The organism is Lentilactobacillus curieae (assembly GCF_000785105.2).
Lineage (GTDB): Bacteria > Bacillota > Bacilli > Lactobacillales > Lactobacillaceae > Lentilactobacillus > Lentilactobacillus curieae.
The window spans coordinates 156,989-178,432 of sequence record NZ_CP018906.1; the positions used below are offsets into that span (position 1 = coordinate 156,989).

Annotated in this window: 15 protein-coding genes, 22 tRNA genes, 3 rRNA genes and 1 other annotated feature; of the genes, 3 read left to right on the forward strand and 37 right to left on the reverse strand. The window is 42.4% G+C overall.

The window, feature by feature from the left end:
* Positions 1-9: 9 nt before the first annotated feature.
* From PL11_RS00870 to yjbM, 4 genes are all read right to left on the reverse strand, one after another.
* A complete protein-coding gene (locus tag PL11_RS00870; RefSeq protein ID WP_035168592.1) occupies positions 10-522 on the reverse strand; it encodes a tRNA (cytidine(34)-2'-O)-methyltransferase in 513 nt (170 codons plus the stop codon).
* A gap of 178 nt (positions 523-700) precedes the next feature.
* Positions 701-1,603: an RluA family pseudouridine synthase gene (locus tag PL11_RS00875; protein ID WP_035168594.1), complete on the reverse strand. Its 903-nt coding sequence runs from the start codon at positions 1,601-1,603 to the stop codon at positions 701-703.
* Positions 1,596-2,408: an NAD kinase gene (locus PL11_RS00880; RefSeq protein WP_035168596.1), complete on the reverse strand. Its 813-nt coding sequence runs from the start codon at positions 2,406-2,408 to the stop codon at positions 1,596-1,598. Before PL11_RS00880 ends, PL11_RS00875 begins: the two co-directional genes overlap by 8 nt.
* Positions 2,386-3,039, reverse strand: a complete 654-nt coding sequence (gene yjbM / locus PL11_RS00885) for a GTP diphosphokinase (protein ID WP_035168598.1) — start codon at positions 3,037-3,039, stop codon at positions 2,386-2,388. Before yjbM ends, PL11_RS00880 begins: the two co-directional genes overlap by 23 nt.
* 203 nt (positions 3,040-3,242) lie before the next feature.
* Between yjbM and PL11_RS00890 the strand changes: the two genes are divergently transcribed.
* Positions 3,243-3,866, forward strand: a complete 624-nt coding sequence (locus PL11_RS00890) for a DsbA family protein (RefSeq protein ID WP_035168602.1) — start codon at positions 3,243-3,245, stop codon at positions 3,864-3,866.
* Positions 3,867-4,012: 146 nt separating this feature from the next.
* Here PL11_RS00890 and pepF read toward each other — a convergent pair whose 3' ends face one another.
* Together pepF and PL11_RS00900 are read right to left on the reverse strand one after the other, a co-directional pair.
* Positions 4,013-5,824 carry an oligoendopeptidase F gene (gene pepF, locus PL11_RS00895; protein WP_035168605.1) on the reverse strand — a complete coding sequence of 604 codons (1,812 nt, stop codon included), beginning with the start codon at positions 5,822-5,824 and terminating at the stop codon, positions 4,013-4,015.
* 47 nt (positions 5,825-5,871) lie between these two features.
* Positions 5,872-6,975 carry a competence protein CoiA gene (locus PL11_RS00900; RefSeq protein WP_035168607.1) on the reverse strand — a complete coding sequence of 368 codons (1,104 nt, stop codon included), beginning with the start codon at positions 6,973-6,975 and terminating at the stop codon, positions 5,872-5,874.
* 84 nt (positions 6,976-7,059) lie between these two features.
* Here PL11_RS00900 and PL11_RS00905 point away from each other — a divergent pair, with 84 nt between their 5' ends.
* Positions 7,060-8,553, forward strand: a complete 1,494-nt coding sequence (locus PL11_RS00905; RefSeq protein ID WP_035168609.1) for a hypothetical protein — start codon at positions 7,060-7,062, stop codon at positions 8,551-8,553.
* A 44-nt stretch (positions 8,554-8,597) separates the two neighbouring features.
* Here the strand turns inward: PL11_RS00905 and PL11_RS00910 are convergent, their stop codons facing one another.
* The 3 genes from PL11_RS00910 to PL11_RS00920 form a co-directional block, all read right to left on the reverse strand.
* On the reverse strand, positions 8,598-9,263 hold the full coding sequence (locus tag PL11_RS00910; RefSeq protein WP_035168611.1) for an adaptor protein MecA: 666 nt from the start codon (positions 9,261-9,263) through the stop codon (positions 8,598-8,600).
* A gap of 115 nt (positions 9,264-9,378) precedes the next feature.
* Complete coding sequence (gene spx / locus PL11_RS00915; RefSeq protein WP_035168613.1) at positions 9,379-9,777, reverse strand: transcriptional regulator Spx; 399 nt, start codon at positions 9,775-9,777, stop codon at positions 9,379-9,381.
* Positions 9,778-9,888: 111 nt separating this feature from the next.
* The gene (locus tag PL11_RS00920; protein WP_035168615.1) at positions 9,889-10,629 is read right to left on the reverse strand and encodes an MBL fold metallo-hydrolase; all 741 of its coding nucleotides are present in this window, start codon (positions 10,627-10,629) and stop codon (positions 9,889-9,891) included.
* A gap of 108 nt (positions 10,630-10,737) precedes the next feature.
* On the opposite strand from PL11_RS00920, the gene PL11_RS00925 reads away from it, so the two are divergent.
* A complete protein-coding gene (locus PL11_RS00925; protein ID WP_035168617.1) occupies positions 10,738-11,226 on the forward strand; it encodes a hypothetical protein in 489 nt (162 codons plus the stop codon).
* Between the two features lie 41 nt (positions 11,227-11,267).
* Here PL11_RS00925 and PL11_RS00930 read toward each other — a convergent pair whose 3' ends face one another.
* The 28 genes from PL11_RS00930 to PL11_RS01065 all read right to left on the reverse strand — a co-directional run bounded on the left by PL11_RS00930 (position 11,268) and on the right by PL11_RS01065 (position 21,373).
* Positions 11,268-11,684 carry an OsmC family protein gene (locus tag PL11_RS00930; RefSeq protein WP_035168619.1) on the reverse strand — a complete coding sequence of 139 codons (417 nt, stop codon included), beginning with the start codon at positions 11,682-11,684 and terminating at the stop codon, positions 11,268-11,270.
* A 130-nt stretch (positions 11,685-11,814) separates the two neighbouring features.
* Positions 11,815-11,904, reverse strand: a tRNA-Ser gene (locus PL11_RS00935).
* A gap of 102 nt (positions 11,905-12,006) precedes the next feature.
* Positions 12,007-12,081 (reverse strand) — tRNA-Asp (locus tag PL11_RS00940).
* A gap of 4 nt (positions 12,082-12,085) precedes the next feature.
* Positions 12,086-12,159 (reverse strand) — tRNA-Met (locus PL11_RS00945).
* 26 nt (positions 12,160-12,185) lie between these two features.
* Positions 12,186-12,257: transfer RNA gene (locus tag PL11_RS00950), tRNA-Glu, on the reverse strand.
* Between the two features lie 7 nt (positions 12,258-12,264).
* A tRNA-Ser gene (locus tag PL11_RS00955) sits at positions 12,265-12,352 on the reverse strand.
* A 9-nt stretch (positions 12,353-12,361) separates the two neighbouring features.
* Positions 12,362-12,435: transfer RNA gene (locus PL11_RS00960), tRNA-Ile, on the reverse strand.
* Between the two features lie 14 nt (positions 12,436-12,449).
* Positions 12,450-12,520 (reverse strand) — tRNA-Gly (locus PL11_RS00965).
* A gap of 26 nt (positions 12,521-12,546) precedes the next feature.
* Positions 12,547-12,619 (reverse strand) — tRNA-Phe (locus PL11_RS00970).
* A gap of 6 nt (positions 12,620-12,625) precedes the next feature.
* Positions 12,626-12,700 (reverse strand) — tRNA-Asp (locus PL11_RS00975).
* 4 nt (positions 12,701-12,704) lie between these two features.
* A tRNA-Met gene (locus PL11_RS00980) sits at positions 12,705-12,778 on the reverse strand.
* 9 nt (positions 12,779-12,787) lie between these two features.
* Positions 12,788-12,877, reverse strand: a tRNA-Ser gene (locus PL11_RS00985).
* Between the two features lie 43 nt (positions 12,878-12,920).
* Positions 12,921-12,994, reverse strand: a tRNA-Ile gene (locus tag PL11_RS00990).
* Between the two features lie 10 nt (positions 12,995-13,004).
* Positions 13,005-13,078: transfer RNA gene (locus PL11_RS00995), tRNA-Met, on the reverse strand.
* Positions 13,079-13,115: 37 nt separating this feature from the next.
* Positions 13,116-13,189 (reverse strand) — tRNA-Pro (locus tag PL11_RS01000).
* A gap of 6 nt (positions 13,190-13,195) precedes the next feature.
* Positions 13,196-13,269: transfer RNA gene (locus PL11_RS01005), tRNA-Arg, on the reverse strand.
* A 6-nt stretch (positions 13,270-13,275) separates the two neighbouring features.
* A tRNA-Leu gene (locus PL11_RS01010) sits at positions 13,276-13,361 on the reverse strand.
* A 7-nt stretch (positions 13,362-13,368) separates the two neighbouring features.
* Positions 13,369-13,440: transfer RNA gene (locus PL11_RS01015), tRNA-Gly, on the reverse strand.
* A 5-nt stretch (positions 13,441-13,445) separates the two neighbouring features.
* Positions 13,446-13,518: transfer RNA gene (locus PL11_RS01020), tRNA-Thr, on the reverse strand.
* 40 nt (positions 13,519-13,558) lie between these two features.
* Positions 13,559-13,631, reverse strand: a tRNA-Lys gene (locus PL11_RS01025).
* A 4-nt stretch (positions 13,632-13,635) separates the two neighbouring features.
* A tRNA-Val gene (locus PL11_RS01030) sits at positions 13,636-13,708 on the reverse strand.
* A gap of 6 nt (positions 13,709-13,714) precedes the next feature.
* Positions 13,715-13,831: ribosomal RNA gene (gene rrf, locus PL11_RS01035) — 5S ribosomal RNA — on the reverse strand.
* A gap of 76 nt (positions 13,832-13,907) precedes the next feature.
* A 23S ribosomal RNA gene (locus tag PL11_RS01040) occupies positions 13,908-16,828 on the reverse strand.
* Between the two features lie 176 nt (positions 16,829-17,004).
* Positions 17,005-17,077: transfer RNA gene (locus tag PL11_RS01045), tRNA-Ala, on the reverse strand.
* Positions 17,078-17,104: 27 nt separating this feature from the next.
* Positions 17,105-17,178, reverse strand: a tRNA-Ile gene (locus PL11_RS01050).
* 86 nt (positions 17,179-17,264) lie between these two features.
* Positions 17,265-18,840, reverse strand: a 16S ribosomal RNA gene (locus tag PL11_RS01055).
* Together the 16S, 23S and 5S rRNA genes with 22 tRNA genes alongside form the textbook arrangement of a ribosomal RNA operon.
* A gap of 350 nt (positions 18,841-19,190) precedes the next feature.
* Positions 19,191-20,447: a tyrosine--tRNA ligase gene (gene tyrS / locus PL11_RS01060; RefSeq protein WP_035165701.1), complete on the reverse strand. Its 1,257-nt coding sequence runs from the start codon at positions 20,445-20,447 to the stop codon at positions 19,191-19,193.
* A 39-nt stretch (positions 20,448-20,486) separates the two neighbouring features.
* Positions 20,487-20,689 (reverse strand) — a binding site (T-box leader).
* Positions 20,690-20,740: 51 nt separating this feature from the next.
* The gene (locus PL11_RS01065; RefSeq protein WP_035165703.1) at positions 20,741-21,373 is read right to left on the reverse strand and encodes a zinc metalloprotease; all 633 of its coding nucleotides are present in this window, start codon (positions 21,371-21,373) and stop codon (positions 20,741-20,743) included.
* Between the last annotated feature and the right edge of the window lie 71 nt (positions 21,374-21,444).

Consider the following 21,444-nt stretch of genomic DNA (forward strand, 5'->3'; position numbering starts at 1 on the left):
CCCCTATGCTTATTTCAATTTATCGTGTTCATACATATGTGTTTTTTCTAGACTGTTAAAATTCTGCTGACGTAACACTTCATAGATAACGATTGCACAACTATTCGATAAGTTCAATGCCCGAATGTGACTATCATCTTGAGGAATTCTGATTGCCTTTTCTGGATTCTTACGCATAAATGGTTCAGGTAACCCCGTAGTTTCCTTACCAAACAATAAGTAATAATCTTGCGTATTATCCGAATAATCAGGTTCTGTATAATCTTGTTCTGCAAACTTTGAAACTAGGAAAAGATTCTTCTTGTTCTCAACAGTATCCAAAAATTCTTGAAGATTTTTATGATAGTTAATTTTAACTTTATCCCAATAGTCCAAGCCAGCACGCTTTAGGTGTTTATCATCCACACTAAATCCCAGTGGTTCAATTAGGTCAAGTACAGTATCCGTTCCAGCACAAGTTCTTGCAATGTTACCAGTGTTAGCTGGCATTAATGGTTCAAATAAAACAATGTGGTTAGCCATATTAATTTCTCCATCTATTATTAATCTAAAGGTTCAACGAACTCAATTATATCACAGTGTTCGCCTGCTTCTTACGTGAATAGGAGCGTTACAAAAATCATTGATTTTTGTAACGCTCCTCAGACGATAGCAAGTATTTACAATTTCGACAAATACTTTCAGTGCATCTCTCTTTAATTTATCCACTAACTAACTGTCTACTAGCAACAAAATGTGCCATGTCTTCAGGCATATTCGCTTCGACAGAAATTTGTTGTTCTTTAAACGGATCGTAAAAACTAACATGGTGACAATGTAGTGCCTGTCGTGGCATTCGTTTGTCATCTTCGTTATACAACCAGTCTCCTAACAAAGGATGGCCAACAGCCGCCATGTGAACTCTGATTTGGTGGGTTCTACCAGTATGAATAACTGCTCGAACCAGGCTACTATCACCCAAAACCTGCTCAGGATAAACACTAGTATACGCCTGCTTACCATCTTCCCGGATAGTTCTTTTAACAAATGATCCCTCAGCTCGACCAATTGGGAGGCGAATCTCGATTTGCTTAGAAATTAAATTTCCAGCAACAACCGCTAGATATTCCTTATGGATTGTCCTGTCTTTTAACGCTTTATCTAACACTGAATGAGCAAAGTGATGCTTCGCAAAGATCACTAATCCAGAGGTATCCCTATCCAATCTGGTGACAATGTGGATTCTTTGATCCGGTTTACCGTTCTTGGTGAAATAACCCTTCACCCGGTTGACCAATGAATCAGCCGCGTAAATATGCGAAGGTACCGAAGCAACCCCCGCATCCTTATTAACAATCAAGTAGTTATCATCTTCATAGGCTACATTAATCGGCTCATATGAAGGAATAACGTGGTCGTTTCCCTCCTCAGGCGGCAGAACCACAGTAACTTCATCACCGTGGCTGATCATTGTATTAGCAAAGACTGACTTTCCATTTACCAGTGTGTCGCCACCATGAAACTTGATTTTTTTGAGGAGTGTCCGAGTTACCCCGTGCTCCATAATAAAAGTTCGCACCTTAATTGGCGAACTTCCCTCATACCGGTAGTTAAATTTAATCACCAGAGTCAACCTCACCAATAAATGAATTCGTTACCCGTTTCCAAAATTGTGTATGCCGATACTGGGCAAATTTAACCTTACGTTTGGAAATTCGGTATTCAACTGAGGAAATTACCTTAGTGGAAATCACCTGGTGATCACAGGTCAAAATCGTCCGAGCATTAGTGTTAGGAATGATTTTAATCCACTCGTCGGGTGAAATAATCAGGGGTGAACCTAAAGTTCTAAATACTCGGTTATTGATTGAAGAAATCTCTGCCATTTGAATGGCACTCAAAGTTGGGTTAATAATTGCTCCACCGACAGATTTATTATACGCAGTAGACCCACTAGGAGTTGAGATACACAGACCATCACCACGGAAACTCTCAAATAGCTGTTCTTTGATGAAAACATCTGCAACCATTAAACCACTAATCTGCTTAAGGGTTGATTCATTTAGAGCCAAGCCAAAGTCACTTGGAGAATGGTCAGCATAGTTAACTTTAATGTCTAGCAACGGGTAAACCACGCTTTGACCATCGTCATTTTCCAAACTATCAATCAATTCTTGAACTTCGTAGTCCCGCCAATCAGTATAAAAGCCTAAGTGGCCTGTATGAATCCCAACAAGCCGCACCTTTTCAATAATGTCTTGGTAGTGGTGAAACGCTGATAGTAGCGTTCCATCCCCACCGACAGAAATTACAATTTCCGGATTAAGCCCATCAATTGTTAGGGTGTCTGATTGTTCAATTTTCTCCCTTAACGACGTAGCGACCCGGTTGGACGCTGCATTTAGGTTACTGTAAATTGCTATTCTCATCTGAAGGCTTCCTCGTATTGTGAGTATCATCTACTCGGTTAGTTTCTTGCAATTCGTCACGGATCTCAGACATTTCCTCATCCAAACGAAATGCGGCTTCTGCGGCACTTTGAAGGCGGTCCTTCAACTCCGTAGGAAATTCCCCTTGATACTTATAGTTTAATGAATGTTCAACAGTTGCCCAAAAATTCATCGCAAGTGTTCTAACTTGAATTTCTGCCAAAATTTTCTTTTCCCCTGAGAGCATTTGAACTGGATACTCAAATATAATGTGGTAAGAACGGTAACCACTTGGTTTTTTGTTATGAACATAGTCCCGTTCCTCTAAAATTGTGATGTCAGTTCGCTTTCTTAAGAGGTCAACGACTTGATAGATATCTTCAACAAACTGGCACATAATTCTCAAGCCTGCGATGTCTTCCATATCCTCTTCAAGTCGATCCTCATCAATATGACGGCGGACCATTTTTTCCTTTATACTGTCTACTGGTTTGACCCGTCCAGTTACAAACTCAATTGGTGACCTACCATCAGTTTTTAGGTACTCACCACGAATCCCCCGAAGTTTTACCTTTAATTCGTCGACAGCTTGCTTGTACGGAATTAAAAAATCTTCCCAATTATCAACCAAGCTAACACTTCCCATCTACTTTTATTTTTTCCATTCGAATATCTAAGCCTTGTTAATTTTAACACATTCCAGCTGGATGCTAAATCTTATCAATTAGTCTTAAGCAAATATATTGAGTTTTGTTGAAAATTTGGTATATTATTCCTAGCGCAAAAAAATGATATATTACTTTTATGATCAACATGACTTATTGGAGGAGTACTATGATTTTAGAGATTTATTTGTTTGTTGATCCGCTTAACGAACATTGTTACGAAGCAGAAAAAGCGGTTGACCAAGTATCTCAAAAATTAAACAAACAGATTTCAGTTCACTTCATTCCACTCCTCAACATTGCCGTATTAAATGATAACGACAACGAATTGAAGCAGCGGTTTGGGCGCACAGTCCCTTACGATATAATTTTGAACTACAAAGCAGCATCATTCCAAGGACAAAGGTTCGGTCGGAGATTTTTGATGAACCTCCAGAGACGCTTACTAACTGAAAATGAAAACTACTGCAGTTCACTAATCCACGAAATTGCTGAAGAATCTGGATTGGATCTTGAAATGTTCAACGAAGACTGCCAATCGGAGTTAGCAGTCCAAACTTACCATTCCGATCAGCGGACAGCTGCTGAGATGAATGTTGACGAACCAGCTAGTGCTGTTTTGTTCAACACTGAAGTCGATGATAGTGGTATTCTGATTCGCAACTTTGACTATTACTCACTACTTAGTTTCTGTCAGAATAGCATTGATTCATCTGATCACTTCAAAGAATTGGCGACTGAGGAAGAACCAGAACAAAAGATTGTTCAGTACCCGGATCTCCACAGCCTGTAATCTAAATGTCTAATCAACAAAAAGCCACGATAATTTAATATCGTGGCTTTTTTACTGTCATATATAATTTCACTCAGTGACACATTGCTTCTACATCCTAAAAGGATAAACAATGAAGCCAAAAACCTCATCTACCTTGAATTGCACTATTTCTCAACGAGTTTTTCAAATTCATTTAACCGTTCCTCAAAAATCTTAAAGGCTGTTTCCAAATAATCAGGTTTAGTCATATCAACGCCAGCACGTTTCATAACGTTAGTTGGAATGTCAGAACTTCCTGCCTTTAAGAAACTCAAGTACGCATCAACATCACCTTTGTCCCCATTAACTACCTTATTGGCAAGGGTAGAAGCTGCTGCAAATCCAGTTGAGTACTGGTAAACATAAAAGTCGTAGTAAAAGTGTGGAATTCGTGACCATTCAAGGCCAATTTCTTCATCAGAAATCACAGCATCCCCATAATACTTTTCGTTCAATTTCCGGTAATAGTCGTTAAGAAATGCAGAGGTCAATGGTTTCCCAGCAGCATCTTGCTCATGGATAAACTGTTCAAATTCAGCAAATTGAGTCTGACGGAAAACAGTTCCTTTGAATCCATCAAGATAGTAGTTCAGGATATGCTTCTTTAATTCTGGATCAAGATCATCATTTCCTAGCAATTTATTCGTTAAAATATTTTCGTTGGTGGTAGAAGCGATTTCTGCAACGAAAATCGAGTAATCTCCGTATTGGAACGGCTGGTTAGTCTTGGAGTAGTAACTATGCATACTGTGACCAGTTTCATGTATCAACGTGTACAGGTTATCCAGATTATCCTTCCAATTCAACAGAATAAATGGGTTGGTGTCGTATGTTCCTGATGAATATCCACCACTTCGCTTATAACGATTTTCAACCACATCGATCCAACGGTTATTAAATTCCTCATCAACGTGACTTACATAATCGTCACCTAAAACCTGTAATGCATCGCGAGCAATTTTCTTTGATTCCTCAAAGGTATACCGTGGTGATTTTTCGCCAACTAACGATGTATACATATCGTACATATGCAACTCGTCTAGCCCCAAAATCTTTTTTCTTAGGGCAACGTATCTGTGAAGTAGTGGCAAATGTTCATTTACCACATCAATCAAATTTTGGTAAACCGTTGTTGGAATTTCATTATCGGACAATGCCGCTTCCAAAGCATTATCATAATGTCTAAGCTTGGCTTTCAAATTATGATTCTTAACGTTAGTGGTCAATGTTGCACTTAAAGTGTGTTGAAATTGGCCATAAATTTCGTAGAGCTTTTTAAATGCTTGTTCACGAACTGACTGATCCGCAGATTCAAGCAAAACCCCATATACTCCTTCAGATAACTGGACCTGATTGCCATCTTCGTCAGTTACCACTGGGAATTTTAAATCAGTGTTATTTAATACGCCAAACGTCTTTTCACCAGAACTAAATACATCACCGGCAAGTGCTAAGACGTTTTCTACGTCATCACTTAAAATGTGGTCACGGCGTGCAAAAGTTTGGTCATAAAACCGTTGATAGTCTTTAAGTTTAGGCTCATCTGAGTAATACTTTGTCATCGTCGCTTCATCCAAGCCAAGAAGTTCAGGATCGAACCAAGCAATCGCTCCAGAAAATTGAGAAGACAGGTCAGAAGCCCGAGAATACATTGCTTGATACTTATCCACGCTGGTATCTTGATCATTTTTCAACTGGGCATAAACGTACAGCTTATACAGTAGTCGGGCACCCGATAAAATCTCAGTAGTTGCTTCTAAAAGTTGGGCAGCACCATTTTTTAATGTACCAACCAATTTAGAATACCCAGCAATTCGGTCCTGCATCGATTTAAAATCACTCTCAAATTCTGAATCATCTTTATAAATCGTCGTGAGGTCCCAAGTTAATTGGGGGTCAACATCTTTTCTAAGTGGTAATTCTTTTACTTCAGCCATAATGTCCTCCTCAAATTCTAATTAGTAATAAGACTACCACAAACAACCTAAATTCGCCCAACAGCAATTCTTTTGTGATCATAATCTAAAAACCACCGGGGTGAGCTTATAATTTTAATACCATCAACAGTATACTTGATGTGCCCCGCCGCTCTGAGTGATGAAATCAATTTTCTAAACTCGAGTAAGTAAAATTGCTCAACGCCCTTGACCTGGACCAGCGGGTTTAAGACTTGATCAAGAACTACGTGATAAATTTTCGTTAGGGTTGAATCATTTACTGTTTCTGCCTCATTTAAAAAAATTTTCAAAATTAATCTGAGCCGAAATTCAACCCCACCGTTTTTAAAAATTGGTAAAAATCTTCTCTCAGGAGAGTGGCAAATCAATGGAATCCCATTTAAAACTCTTCGGTTTAAATAACAGAGGTTAACCATTTCTAAGTAACGATTGCTTTTTAAATTAACTCCACAAAAAATTCGGTTAGTTTCGTGCATGACCTCTTGCCTTCGTTGATATGCTGTTGGGGCCAGCTGTTGAGTGAGTTTGATTACTTTTAAAATCGCCCCCAAAGTCTTTCGATTGAATATCCTGTAAGTATAAGTGCCGTTAGCCTCTTCGATTTGAGTCCAGGCAACGTATTCCAACCGAGTCGCTGAATAAAAAACTAAGTAGAAACCGCAATTTGCTGCAAACCGAGCAAATTTTTGGATCGTGGCAAAGGTTAATCGCTGATGTAAATATCGGTCACCTAGAATCCACCACACGCCGTACCCTAACTCGTGATATTCACTAGTTCGCTTTTGACACTGGGTTAATGATAACTGACTGCATTGGTATTCAAGTACCTTGTTTTTGTCAACGACCATCACATCTGCACGTTGTTCTCCATTTGCCAACACAACCTCCATGCGGGGAGTCATCCCCAGATCAACAATGTCCTTCACTAATGCCTGTTTCCCCAACTTATGTTCTTTGCTCTCTGCTTGCAAATTCAACTGGGACGGATTTCTAACGTGAGCAAAATATGGCTGCCTGTATTCACCATTTCGAAGGGCAACAGGCTTGCCACATTGGGGACAGGTATAATCGCCATCAATTTCGGCCTCACTAGCCAAAATTAATTCGTTTCTTTTCAAAGCTTTGAGCATTTAATCACCTTCTAGACTATATCTACGCAATCTAATCTAATTTTGTTTATAATTGATGTAATTAAGTGCTAGGAGGATTTACTGATGCTTAGAGATATCCTTAAATATGTACAGGAAATGGACCTATCGTCTGAGTTAAAACAAAGCATGTTGGGCGTGGAGATTGAGGAACACCGAATTTTAAAGAACGGTCGCCTCAGTAATCATCCGTACCCAAGCGATTTAGGTTCACGTCAATTTCATCCATATCTGCAGTCGGATTTTGCTGAAAGCCAAAACGAACTGATAACAGATCCACACTCTAAGCTTGAAGATACTATTTCTCAACTGAACAGTTTGCAAACCGTTTTACATAAGCATTTACGTTCAGATGAAGCCATCTGGCCTCTTAGTATGCCACCGGTGCTCACTGCAAAAGAGATTGAGTTCATTAAGGATAACTTCGACCGTCCTGCTTACGCAAAATATCGCGACTACTTGACCGAAAAGTATGGTATCCAAAAAAAGATTGTGACTGGAATTCACGTAAACTTTAGTTTGCCAAATTCTGTACTTAAAAAGCTTTATTCTAAGTACGAATCCGACTATAAAACATTCGTGCAGTTCAAGAACGCTGTCTATTTTGGTTTGGCACAACAGTTCGTTTTACATCGATACTTCTTAACTTATTTTCTTGGTGCCAGTCCAATCGCTGAAAAGGGCTTTTATGATTCAATGCCAACCGAACTAAGCCACCCAGTTCGCAGTATTCGGAACAGTACTTGGGGTTATGTAAACCGTAAGCAAGACGATGTGAACGTCACAGTATATTCTAGCCTCAAGCACTATGTAAAAAGCATCTCTAATGGAATTGCCAAAAAGAACCTATATTCTGCAGCAGAATTTTACGGACCGGTTCGGCTTCGGGGTCAAGAATCCTACTTGGATTATCCTAGTCAAGGAATTGATTACCTCGAGTTTCGTGTGTTTGATAACGACCCATTTGATTTAAATGGAATTAGTGCAGAAACACTAACGTTCTTAAAAACTTATCTACTATGTTTATTTATCAACGCGCCAGAGCCAGCTGATATGCACAAGGCATTAAAGAAATCGTTTGATGCTAATAATCAGGTGGCACTTGAATCACCAACATCAAAATCAAGTATGGAAAAAGAGATGCGAAAGCTAGTCGTAGACCTCAAAAAAACAGCGACAACCTTATCCGCATCTGACAAAGTTTTCCACATGATTCAAAGAATTGAACGGATGATTGATCATCCCGAACTAACCCCTAGCGGACGGTTAAGCCAATTGATGGTCAATGGTAGTTTGCAAAAGTTTGGTAGCCAGCAAGCATTCAAATTTAAAGCTGACCGTCAAGCAGAACCTGACGTTCTTCCCGCCCTAGACAGCTTTCCAGTTGCCGTTCAAAAACTTGTATCATTGCTGATCGAAATTGGTGCTCGTTACAAGTTTTTATCTCGTGATTCACTAAAAGTTTCTAACGGTGATAACCAATTTGAAATTGATTTATCTTCGGTTACGGAAGATAACTATCAAGAACAAACCCGAACACTTTTTCCAGAATTATTTTAGACCAAAAAAAGACCCCACTGCATTCGCAGTGGAGTCTTCTTTATTTACTTAAAGTAATGGCGACTTAATTCTAACGCGCTATTTTCCATCACTAAATCACCATATTCGGTGAGTACGTCTTCGGTGATGCTTGTCTTATTTCCATACTCATAAGCAATTGCAATTTCATCGGCAACAACTATATCAACAGGATCACTGCTGAATAATTGTAACTTCAAGTAGTAATGCCCTTTATACATGTATAAATCAGAAGTACCATTCTCAAGGCGAAGTGCCTTAGCCAAGGCAATAAACTCTTCAAGGCTGTCAAATTCAAAGATCACAGTTCGTTTTTGATGGCCAAACTCGTCAGCCTCACTCTTGTCAGACTTGCTTTGTTTAGCGGTGTCATGCTGATCATCAATAAACTTTGACACGCTGTCTTTTTTATTATCATCATTTGGTCCCAGAACTAAATCGTCCTTACCAAAATCAACATCCTTGCTAATAAACAGTTCCAAACCATTCTGATTAGGCAATACCTGGAAAGTTACGGCGTCGTTGTTTTGAAATTGGTGATCCTTATCAACTTCTTCGAGAATACTATAGAAAAAACTTTCGATTTGCTTGTGATTACCTAGTAAATCAAGCACAGTAATTCCACGCTTGTCTAAATCATCAGTACCAATTAGCACCCGAATCGTGTTCTCGTTAATCCGTTCCATTTCCATGTTAGTCCACCCCATTCCATAACCAAGGGTCATTTGATATCTATTAATTGTAACACTAAAACTATTCATGTAAATGATACGGCTTAAATAAACTGAACACAAGTGAAACACTTTGTTACTGTGCGTTGGAAATCATTCTTGCTAAATCTGTCTTACGGATATGGCGAGGTAGGAATCTTCTGATTTCATCATCGTTAAAGCCAATTTGTAGCCGTCGTTCATCTAACATGATTGGTCGACGAATCATTTCAGGGTGTGATGAGAGTAACGAAAGTAATTCATCTAAAGTCATTGTTTCAATTTTGTCGCGAAATTCTTGAAAAGCAAATGAACGAGTTGAAATCAACGCTTCTGTGCCCTCCTCAGAAAGCATAAGAATTTTCTTTAATTCTGCCTTAGTTAGTGGATCCGCAAAAATATTTCTTTCTTTGTAAGCAACCTCGTTTTCCTTAAGCCATGCTTTTGCCTTACGGCATGAAGTGCAACTTGGTGTTGATAAGAATTCTACAGTCATATTTAAATCTCTCCCTGTCTTTAATTGATGATTAAAGTATATAATGAGAATCTATTGGTTTGGAAAAGTTCACAGTTATTTCATGAATTTTCATGAAAGTTCACAAAATATTCACATTTGAACAACTAAATGAGTTTTAGCAACCATCACTGGAATATCTTTAGTAATTGCTTTTTTGGTCTCATTAATCAATCGATCGGTGTCATTGTCTGCAGGCAAATGGCTTAGCAGCACCTTTTTAACGTTAGAATCTGTGGCAAGCTTTCCCGTCTCAGCTGTGGTCATATGCCATTTTTGACCAGTTTTGTTAGAAAAGAAATTCGTATCTGTAAGCAACAAATCTGCATCCTTACATATTTCTTTCAATCCTTCAAAATAAGCGCTATCTGCCGTAAATGCAAGCACCTTCCCAGTTTTAATGTCTTCTATTCGTAAAGCATATGCCGTAACTGGATGGTGGGTTTTCTGAAAATTAATTTTAAAGGGACCGATTTTCAATTCAGCATCCGGATTATAAGCGACTTTTTTCGTTGATTTTGGCCAGTCTAGACTGTCAAAATGTTGCTGATCCTCCTGATGGCCGTAAATAGGTAACACGGCTTCTCTGGGCCGTTCTGCGTGTAATTGCCAGTAGTACTGCATAACCCCAACGTCAGCAATGTGATCATTGTGGTAGTGAGTCAAAATCATAGCATCAATTGTGAGCGGATCAGTAATTTTTTCTAGGCTTAATAAGGCACCACTACCAAAGTCAATAAGTAGCTTAAAACCGTCAGCCTCGAGTAAATATGAGCTCGTTCCATCTCCATGACTTGGATAGCCGCCTAGAAATCCTAAAACAGTTAGTTTCAATGTAAGCACTCCCTTTTTCCTTAGTATAAAAACATTGGGAATAATTGTAAATATTTGGTCGTCTTTCTCAAAAAAAGTATAATAAAGTTGAAATCGGAGGTGGGTAGCATGATTAGAAGTATTGCAATTACATTTGGTAGCGAGAAAGTACTTAACGATTTAAAGGCAAAACATCCGGATCGGGAATTAAGAGTCTACAACGCTTTGAGCAATCAAAACGAACTTATGATGTTGGATGTTTCTGGGGAGGAATCAGTGTTTAGCTCCCCCGTTGAATATAGTGTCCTCAGTCACATTGGAAACGATCATTGGAATGGTTTCATTAGCTTCATTACTTTAGAGTTGGACTTTGACCAACAAAAAGTGTTTGATGCCCGAATCAATAAGCTAATGGGCGACAGTCTTCCTGATGGCATGAAGTCAATGTACTCACTGCATAGTCACAATAACATCAGCGAACGAGTGTTACTGACAACTTGGGAATCTTCAAGTCAATTTGAACTTTGGAAGAAAGACAGCAACTTATTAATGCCAAGCACGTACAAGACAACTCCAAGTTTTTATAGTCATGAAGCTGACTACCGAGCTGTTAAATAAATAAAAGGTTGATTTCATTTTTTGAAATCAGCCTTTTTTGTTTATAGGTATTCAATGTCCATTGGAATCGATCCTTCGAGGGAAGCATGGACGGTACACTTCCTAACAACCTCGTTCATAAAGAAATTATGATCTTCAGGAGACAGGTTAGTCTCACCAGTCAATTTGATATCCATATGGGTTACTTTTGAACTACCATCTGGATACCTGGTTGTCTCACCATAAACATCAACCTTGAACTTTTTAATTTTTAAATCTGGTTCCTCGTTTTCAATTTGGCGAGCAGTTACACTCATACAACCACCAACCGCTCCTAATAAGTATTGTACTGGGTTAGGACCTGCATCAGTACCTTGGGCAACAGCAGGCTCATCTGATAAATATGAATGACCACCAGTTTGATTCATAACTTGAGTGCCCAACGGTCTTAAGGTTGAATGAACAACATATTTTCCCATATTTAAAATCTCCATTTCATAAATTAGTAATTGTATTTTATCCTGTTTTCAAATAAGTTGCTATGATTTTGGCTTTAATAAAAAAACTAGCAACAACCAAAAAGGTTATTGCTAGACAATTAAAAATTTAAGGAGGATGAGAGATTCGAACTCTCGCGTGGTTTGACCCACCTGACGGTTTTCAAGACCGTTCCCTTCAGCCAGACTTGGGTAATCCTCCATAATATAATCTTCAGCTCTCAATTATGAAAGCCATAGACATTGTATGAAAAGAAACAACAATAAATAAAAAAGCAGAGGATTTAACCTTTGCTATTTCGTCCGGTCCGTACGAGACTCGAACTCGTGATCTCCTGCGTGACAGGCAGGCGTCCTAAACCAACTAGACCAACGGACCAAAATTGCGGGAGCTGGATTTGAACCAACGACCTTCGGGTTATGAGCCCGACGAGCTACCAGACTGCTCCATCCCGCGATAATTAATATTCTACTAAAAGTGGATGACCCGTACGGGATTTGAACCCATGTTACCGCCGTGAAAGGGCGGTGTCTTAACCACTTGACCAACGGGTCATAAAAACGGAGAAGGAGAGATTCGAACTCTCGCGCCGCTTACGCGACCTACACCCTTAGCAGGGGCGCCTCTTCAGCCACTTGAGTACTTCTCCATAGATATATGGGCCTAAATGGACTCGAACCATCGACCTCACGCTTATCAGGCGTGCGCTCTAACCAGCTGAGCTATAGGCCCATTTTAACATAAAAAGCGGGTGACGAGAATCGAACTCGCGACAACAGCTTGGAAGGCTGTGGTTTTACCACTAAACTACACCCGCATAAATAAGATAATATTCAATTAAAGTGGCGCGGGACAGAATCGAACTGCCGACACATGGAGCTTCAATCCATTGCTCTACCGACTGAGCTACCGAGCCATAAACCGGTCCGTACGAGACTCGAACTCGTGATCTCCTGCGTGACAGGCAGGCGTCCTAAACCAACTAGACCAACGGACCAAAATTGCGGGAGCTGGATTTGAACCAACGACCTTCGGGTTATGAGCCCGACGAGCTACCAGACTGCTCCATCCCGCGATAATGTAAAGGAGGATGAGAGATTCGAACTCTCGCGTGGTTTGACCCACCTGACGGTTTTCAAGACCGTTCCCTTCAGCCAGACTTGGGTAATCCTCCAAAATTAACGCATATAACATTAACTCTAACAATGTTGAGTCAATGGACCTTGTAGGACTCGAACCTACGACCGGACGGTTATGAGCCGTCTGCTCTAACCAACTGAGCTAAAGGTCCAAGACCTATATCGCGGCAGGGGGGATCGAACCCTCGACCTCCCGGGTATGAACCGGACGCTCTAGCCAGCTGAGCTACACCGCGATCGATGATAGTGCAATATATAATATTTAGCTATCAATCGGGAAGACAGGATTCGAACCTGCGACCCCCTGGTCCCAAACCAGGTGCTCTACCAAGCTGAGCTACTTCCCGAAAATATGCACCCAGTAGGAGTCGAACCTACAACCTTCTGATTCGTAGTCAGACACTCTATCCAGTTGCGCTATGGGTGCATTTTATGCCGAGGACCGGGATCGAACCGGTACGGTCATCACTGACCGCAGGATTTTAAGTCCTGTGCGTCTGCCAATTCCGCCACCCCGGCATAATAAAGCGGAAGACGGGATTCGAACCCGCGACCCCCACCATGGCAAGGTGATGTTCTACCACTGAACTACTTCCGCAAAAATGCCGACTAGAAGATTCGAACTTCCGACCCCCTGTTTACAAGACAGGTGCTCTGCCAGCTGAGCTAAGTCGGCATATTTACAATATTATGCGCTAAGATATATTCAATTGTAATGAGCCGTGGCAGTCTCGAACTGCCGACCCTCTGATTAAAAGTCAGATGCTCTACCAACTGAGCTAACGGCTCAATATGGAGGATACAGGGATCGAACCTGTGACCTCCTGCTTGTAAGGCAGATGCTCTCCCAGCTGAGCTAATCCTCCATAATCGCGTGGCAACGTCCTACCCTTGCAGGGGGCGATCCCCCAACTACTATCGGCGTGCTGAAGCTTAACTTCTGTGTTCGGCATGGGAACAGGTGTATCCTTCAGGCTATCGCCACCACACTATTTACTTTAGAGAACTTTGTTCTCTCAAAACTAGCTAATATTAATTTTCTGCTGCCGATACTTACCATTTATTTTGGTTAAGTCCTCGACCGATTAGTATTGGTCCGCTCCGTACATCACTGCACTTCCACTTCCAACCTATCTACCTCATCATCTCTGAGGGATCTTACTTCCATATAGGAATGGGAAATCTCATCTTGAGGCGAGTTTCACACTTAGATGCTTTCAGCGTTTATCTCATCCATACATAGCTACCCAGCGATGCGCCTGGCGGCACAACTGGTACACCAGCGGTATGTCCATCCCGGTCCTCTCGTACTAAGGACAGCTCCTCTCAAATTTCCTACGCCCGCGACGGATAGGGACCGAACTGTCTCACGACGTTCTGAACCCAGCTCGCGTACCGCTTTAATGGGCGAACAGCCCAACCCTTGGGACCGACTACAGCCCCAGGATGCGATGAGCCGACATCGAGGTGCCAAACCTCCCCGTCGATGTGGACTCTTGGGGGAGATAAGCCTGTTATCCCCAGGGTAGCTTTTATCCGTTGAGCGATGGCCCTTCCATGCGGAACCACCGGATCACTAAGCCCGACTTTCGTCCCTGCTCGACCTGTCTGTCTCGCAGTCAAGCTCCCTTCTGCCTTTACACTCTATGAATGATTTCCAACCATTCTGAGGGAACCTTTGGGCGCCTCCGTTACTGTTTGGGAGGCGACCGCCCCAGTCAAACTGCCCACCTGACACTGTCTCCCGCCACGCTTAGTGGCGCGGGTTAGAGTGTTCACACAGCGAGGGTAGTATCCCACCAACGCCTCAGTCGAAACTAGCGTTCCGACTTCATCGGCTCCTACCTATCCTGTACAAGCTGTGTCAACACCCAATATCAAGCTACAGTAAAGCTCCATGGGGTCTTTCCGTCCTGTCGCGGGTAACCTGCTTCTTCACAGGTATCTTAATTTCACCGAGTCTCTCGTTGAGACAGTGCCCAGATCGTTACGCCTTTCGTGCGGGTCGGAACTTACCCGACAAGGAATTTCGCTACCTTAGGACCGTTATAGTTACGGCCGCCGTTTACTGGGGCTTCATTTCTGGGCTTCGCCGAAGCTAACTCATCCACTTAACCTTCCAGCACCGGGCAGGCGTCAGCCCCTATACGTCATCTTACGATTTTGCAGAAACCTGTGTTTTTGATAAACAGTCGCCTGGGCCTTTTCACTGCGGCTGACCTTGCGGTCAGCACCCCTTCTCCCGAAGTTACGGGGTCATTTTGCCGAGTTCCTTAACGAGAGTTCACTCGCTCACCTTAGGATTCTCTCCTCGACTACCTGTGTCGGTTTGCGGTACGGGTAGTTGATTACTCGCTAGAAGCTTTTCTCGGCAGCGTGACATCAGTCGCTTCCCTACTTAAATTTCGGTCCTCATCACTACTTGTCAACCCGCTGAGAAGCATTTGACTCCTCAACTGACTTGTAGCTTGAACGCACATTTCCAATCGTGCGCACAACTTAGCCTTCTGCGTCCCTCCATCGTTCAAACATAATCAACTAGTACAGGAATCTCAACCTGTTGTCCATCGCCTACGCCTCTCGGCCTCGGCTTAGGTCCCGACTAACCCTGGGAGGACGAGCCTTCCCCAGGAAACCTTAGTCATTCGGTGGATCAGATTCTCACTGATCTTTCGCTACTCATACCGGCATTCTCACTTCTAAGCGCTCCACCAGTCCTTACGGTCTGACTTCATTGCCCTTAGAACGCTCTCCTATCACATGACCATAAGGTCATGTCCACAGTCTCGGTAATACGCTTAGCCCCGGTAAATTTTCGGCGCGGAATCACTCGACTAGTGAGCTATTACGCACTCTTTAAATGAGTGGCTGCTTCTAAGCCAACATCCTAGTTGTCTATGCAACTCCACATCCTTTTCCACTTAGCATACATTTAGGGACCTTAACTGGTGGTCTGGGCTGTTCCCCTTTCGACGATGGATCTTATCACTCACCGTCTGACTCCCGGATATAAATCAATGGTATTCGGAGTTTATCTGAATTTAGTAACCCATGACGGGCCCCTCATCCAAACAGTGCTCTACCTCCATGATTCTAAGTCCGAGGCTAGCCCTAAAGCTATTTCGGAGAGAACCAGCTATCTCCAAGTTCGTTTGGAATTTCACCGCTACCCACACCTCATCCCAGCACTTTTCAACGTACACGGGTTCGGCCCTCCAGTAAGTTTTACCTCACCTTCAGCCTGGACATGGGTAGATCACCTGGTTTCGGGTCTACGGCAACATACTTAAACGCCCATTTCAGACTCGCTTTCGCTGCGGCTCCGGCTTTTTCACCTTAACCTTGCATGTTACTGTAACTCGCCGGTTCATTCTACAAAAGGCACGCTATCACCCATTAACGGGCTCTAACTGCTTGTAGGCACATGGTTTCAGGAACTATTTCACTCCCCTTCCGGGGTGCTTTTCACCTTTCCCTCACGGTACTGGTTCACTATCGGTCACTAGGGAGTATTTAGCCTTGGGAGATGGTCCTCCCGGATTCCGACGACGTTTCACGTGTGTCGCCGTACTCAGGATCCTGAACTGAGGGTCATTGATTTCATCTACGGGGCTATCACCCTGTCTCGCCAATCTTCCCAGATTGTTCGATTATCAACAACTTTGGTAACTCAAATGTTCAGTCCTACAACCCCAAAGAGCAAGCTCTTTGGTTTGGGCTGTTCCCCGTTCGCTCGCCGCTACTTAGGGAATCGATTTTTCTTTCTCTTCCTGTGGGTAATTAGATGTTTCAGTTCCCCACGTCTACCTCTGATCAGCTATGTATTCACTGAACAGTAACAGTCGATTAAAACTGCTGGGTTTCCCCATTCGGAAATCTCCGGATCAAAGCTTACGTACAGCTCCCCGAAGCATATCGGTGTTAGTCCCGTCCTTCATCGGCTCCTAGTGCCAAGGCATTCACCATGCGCCCTTAATAACTTAACCTAGTATCACTTCGTGATACTCAAGTTAATTGAGTTTTACGCGAATAAAACATTTCGTTAATTTGACTCAATAAACGCGGTGTTCTCGGTTGAAATTATATTTTAAATATAATTCACTACAGAAAATTAATATTATCTAGTTTTCAAAGAACAAAATCCCTGACGCTCTCGCGTCAATGGAGAATAGCGGGATCGAACCGCTGACCCCCTGCTTGCAAAGCAGGTGCTCTCCCATCTGAGCTAATTCCCCATACTCTCCGGTCATATGGCCGGTGGATGGGCCTAAATGGACTCGAACCATCGACCTCACGCTTATCAGGCGTGCGCTCTAACCAGCTGAGCTATAGGCCCAAAAAAGCGTTAACCAGAATTGAGAGTAGACCTCTCAAAACTAAACAAAACTTTCGACATGTGTAGGTTTCCGTATTATTCCTTAGAAAGGAGGTGATCCAGCCGCAGGTTCTCCTACGGCTACCTTGTTACGACTTCACCCTAATCATCTGTCCCACCTTAGGCGGCTGGCTCCAAAAGGTTACCTCACCGACTTTGGGTGTTACAAACTCTCATGGTGTGACGGGCGGTGTGTACAAGGCCCGGGAACGTATTCACCGTGGCATGCTGATCCACGATTACTAGCGATTCCAACTTCATGCAGGCGAGTTGCAGCCTGCAATCCGAACTGAGAACGGCTTTAAGAGATTAGCTTGACCTCGCGGTTTCGCGACTCGTTGTACCGTCCATTGTAGCACGTGTGTAGCCCAGGTCATAAGGGGCATGATGATTTGACGTCGTCCCCACCTTCCTCCGGTTTGTCACCGGCAGTCTTGCTAGAGTGCCCAACTAAATGCTGGCAACTAACAATAAGGGTTGCGCTCGTTGCGGGACTTAACCCAACATCTCACGACACGAGCTGACGACAACCATGCACCACCTGTCATTCCGTCCCCGAAGGGAACGCCCAATCTCTTGGGTTAGCAGAAGATGTCAAGACCTGGTAAGGTTCTTCGCGTAGCATCGAATTAAACCACATGCTCCACCGCTTGTGCGGGCCCCCGTCAATTCCTTTGAGTTTCAACCTTGCGGTCGTACTCCCCAGGCGGAGTGCTTAATGCGTTAGCTGCAGCACTGAAGGGCGGAAACCCTCCAACACTTAGCACTCATCGTTTACGGCATGGACTACCAGGGTATCTAATCCTGTTCGCTACCCATGCTTTCGAGCCTCAGCGTCAGTTACAGACCAGACAGCCGCCTTCGCCACTGGTGTTCTTCCATATATCTACGCATTTCACCGCTACACATGGAGTTCCACTGTCCTCTTCTGCACTCAAGTCTCCCAGTTTCCGATGCACTTCTCCGGTTAAGCCGAAGGCTTTCACATCAGACTTAAAAGACCGCCTGCGCTCGCTTTACGCCCAATAAATCCGGACAACGCTTGCCACCTACGTATTACCGCGGCTGCTGGCACGTAGTTAGCCGTGGCTTTCTGGTTAAATACCGTCACGGTGTAAACAGTTACTCTTACACCTGTTCTTCTTTAACAACAGAGTTTTACGAGCCGAAACCCTTCTTCACTCACGCGGCGTTGCTCCATCAGACTTTCGTCCATTGTGGAAGATTCCCTACTGCTGCCTCCCGTAGGAGTTTGGGCCGTGTCTCAGTCCCAATGTGGCCGATTACCCTCTCAGGTCGGCTACGTATCATTGCCTTGGTGAGCCGTTACCTCACCAACTAGCTAATACGCCGCGGGTCCATCCTCAAGTGATAGCCGAAACCATCTTTCAAATGAAAACCATGCGGTTTTCATTGTTATACGGTATTAGCACCTGTTTCCAAGTGTTATCCCCTGCTTGAGGGCAGGTTACCCACGTGTTACTCACCAGTTCGCCACTCGTCCAAATGTTGAATCAGAATCCGTGCAAGCACTTCAACTTCATCAGCGAGGACGCGTTCGACTTGCATGTATTAGGCACGCCGCCAGCGTTCGTCCTGAGCCAGGATCAAACTCTCATTTTAAAAATGATAAGCTTGTAAGCTCATGATTATATTTGTTCTTTATCGCGAATTGACTTCGCAAATGTTTGTCTTTGATCTAACGATCAAAGGACCCTACACATTTGTTTGTCGAAAATTTTGTTCAGTTTTCAAAGGTCTACTTTGTTCAGTTAATGTTGCCTCAACGACTGATGTCATTGCTTTTGACAACTATTACAATATATCATGTAGTCGATTATGTGTCAACGACTTTTTGAAATATCTTTTGCGGTTCAAAACGCTGTGTCTCAAAAGCCGCAAGTAATAATATACCGACTTAAAGCACCAATGTCAACAAAAAAAGCAAATCAATTTGATTTGCTTTTAAAATCCTATTTAACTTTAGCCAAAAAGTACCGCTTTTTACCACGACGAACAATGACAAACTTACCGTCAAACTTGGCTTCTGGGTCGATTTCACTGTCAACATCAGTGACTTTCTCTCCATTAATTCTGATCGCACCATTATTAAGATCTTCTCTGGCTTGTCTACGAGAAGGTTCTATTGAAGTAACGTCAACTAACCACTCAACGATGTTTCGCTTTTCTGAAGTGAGTTCAACAGTTGGCATATTTTTAAATCCTTGTTCAATTTCTGACGAAGTCAACTTAGCAACGTCACCAGAAAATAGTGCAGCTGAAATATGCTCTGCTTCTATAACTGCCTGCTTGCCATGAACAAACTCAGTTACTTCTTCGGCTAATCTTCTTTGAGCTTCACGCTTTTCCGGTTGAGTCTTAACCTTATCTTCTAGTTCGGTGATCTCATCTTGGTCCAAGAAAGTAAAGTACTTTAAATACTTAACCACGTCACGATCATCTTGATTGATCCAGAATTGATAGAACTCGTAAGGAGTCGTCTTTTCTGGATCAAGCCAAACAGCACCTCCAGCAGTCTTACCAAACTTAGTTCCATCTGCTTTAAGCATCAATGGAATAGTCAATCCGTATGCACGGGCTTCTGAACCTTCAACCTTATGAATTAAGTCAATCCCTGAGGTAATATTTCCCCATTGATCAGCACCACCCAATTGTAGCTGAACGTCATTATTTTGATATAGATGAAGGAAATCAACAGATTGTAGAATCTGATACGTAAACTCAGTAAATGAAATTCCTACTTCTAACCGGCTTGCAACGATTTCTTTGTTAAGCATAGTATTAACGTTAAACAACTTCCCGTAATCACGAAGGAAATCCAATAACGTCATTTTTGATAGCCACTCATAGTTATTAACAATTTCAAACTGGCCATCATCCCCAAACAAGTTCTGCATTTGTTCAGTCAATGCAACCTCATTGTGATGAACTTGATCCATAGTTTGAAGCACCCGCTCAGACTTTTTACCACTTGGGTCTCCAATCGATCCGGTACCACCACCGATAACAGCAACCGGTTTATGGCCAGCTAATTGGAATCTCTTTAAAATCATAAATGGAATCAAGTGACCAATGTGCATACTGTCACCCGTTGGGTCTACTCCCACATAAATTCCAATTTTTTTATTTTCAACCAAATCGTAAAGTCCGTCGTGGTCAGTTTCCTGATTAATCGCACCACGCCACTGTAAATCATCAATAATGTTCATATGTAACTCCTCCTAAATAAAAAAGTCCCTAGCACAATTGCTAGGGACGAAGTTTTTCCGCGTTACCACCCAAGTTATCGACAAATATCGACCACTCAAACCATTGGTAACGAAATGACCCGTCTAAATAATTAAGAAAACTCCACAAGTGTATGTTCACTAAATACTCGTTTGGCTCGCATCCCCGCCAAATTTCTGAATTCTCGAAGTAATAAGCTACTGTCTTGTTTCATCGTTTACTGATATGCGTTTAATGATAGATTAGCAACCTATCATTGTCAATATGACAATAATCAAACTACATATTTCTGGAAATACAAGTGTGGATCATGCCTATAACCATTAAACTCTGAATCGCTAACTGGCGTGGTATGCTTCAAAGACCACTTTGCTAAATCAGCGTCAAATTTACCAATATGGGTTGAATAATCTCCCCCCATTATCGTTGCCCGTGTAAACAACGATCTTAAACTAGCCTCCGGATAAAGGTACAAATCCTTCGTGCCTAGAGTATGACCTAATTCATGAATCAATACTGCTTCCCGTTTACTCTCAGAATAGCGATTCATTGTCTCGCTATTTAAGGCAATTACACCACTATTGATTTCAGCCACGCCTGCCAATCCAGGAGTTATGGCTGCTTTAGTGATTACTAGTCGCGAGTCCGTTAAAGAATTAGTCTGTACGAACACCTTCTTGCCTAGTGCATAATTCCATTTTTTTGTTGCTACATTAATTTCATTATTGTATTTGTGAGCATTGCCAGTCACATGATACTTAATCACACCGTGATCAGTTAGGTTTTTTGAAGCAATCATGTTGTGATCAAAGTAGATTGTTCTCCCCTGAGCCGAATCAACTAACGATATCCCCATTATAACTATTCCGACAACTAAAGCAGATAAGAGTAAAGCTATCCGTTTCATATTATTAGTGCCCCCCTAATAATTCCTCTCCGCCTTTAACCATTATCAATATATCATGATGGCAACTTTCT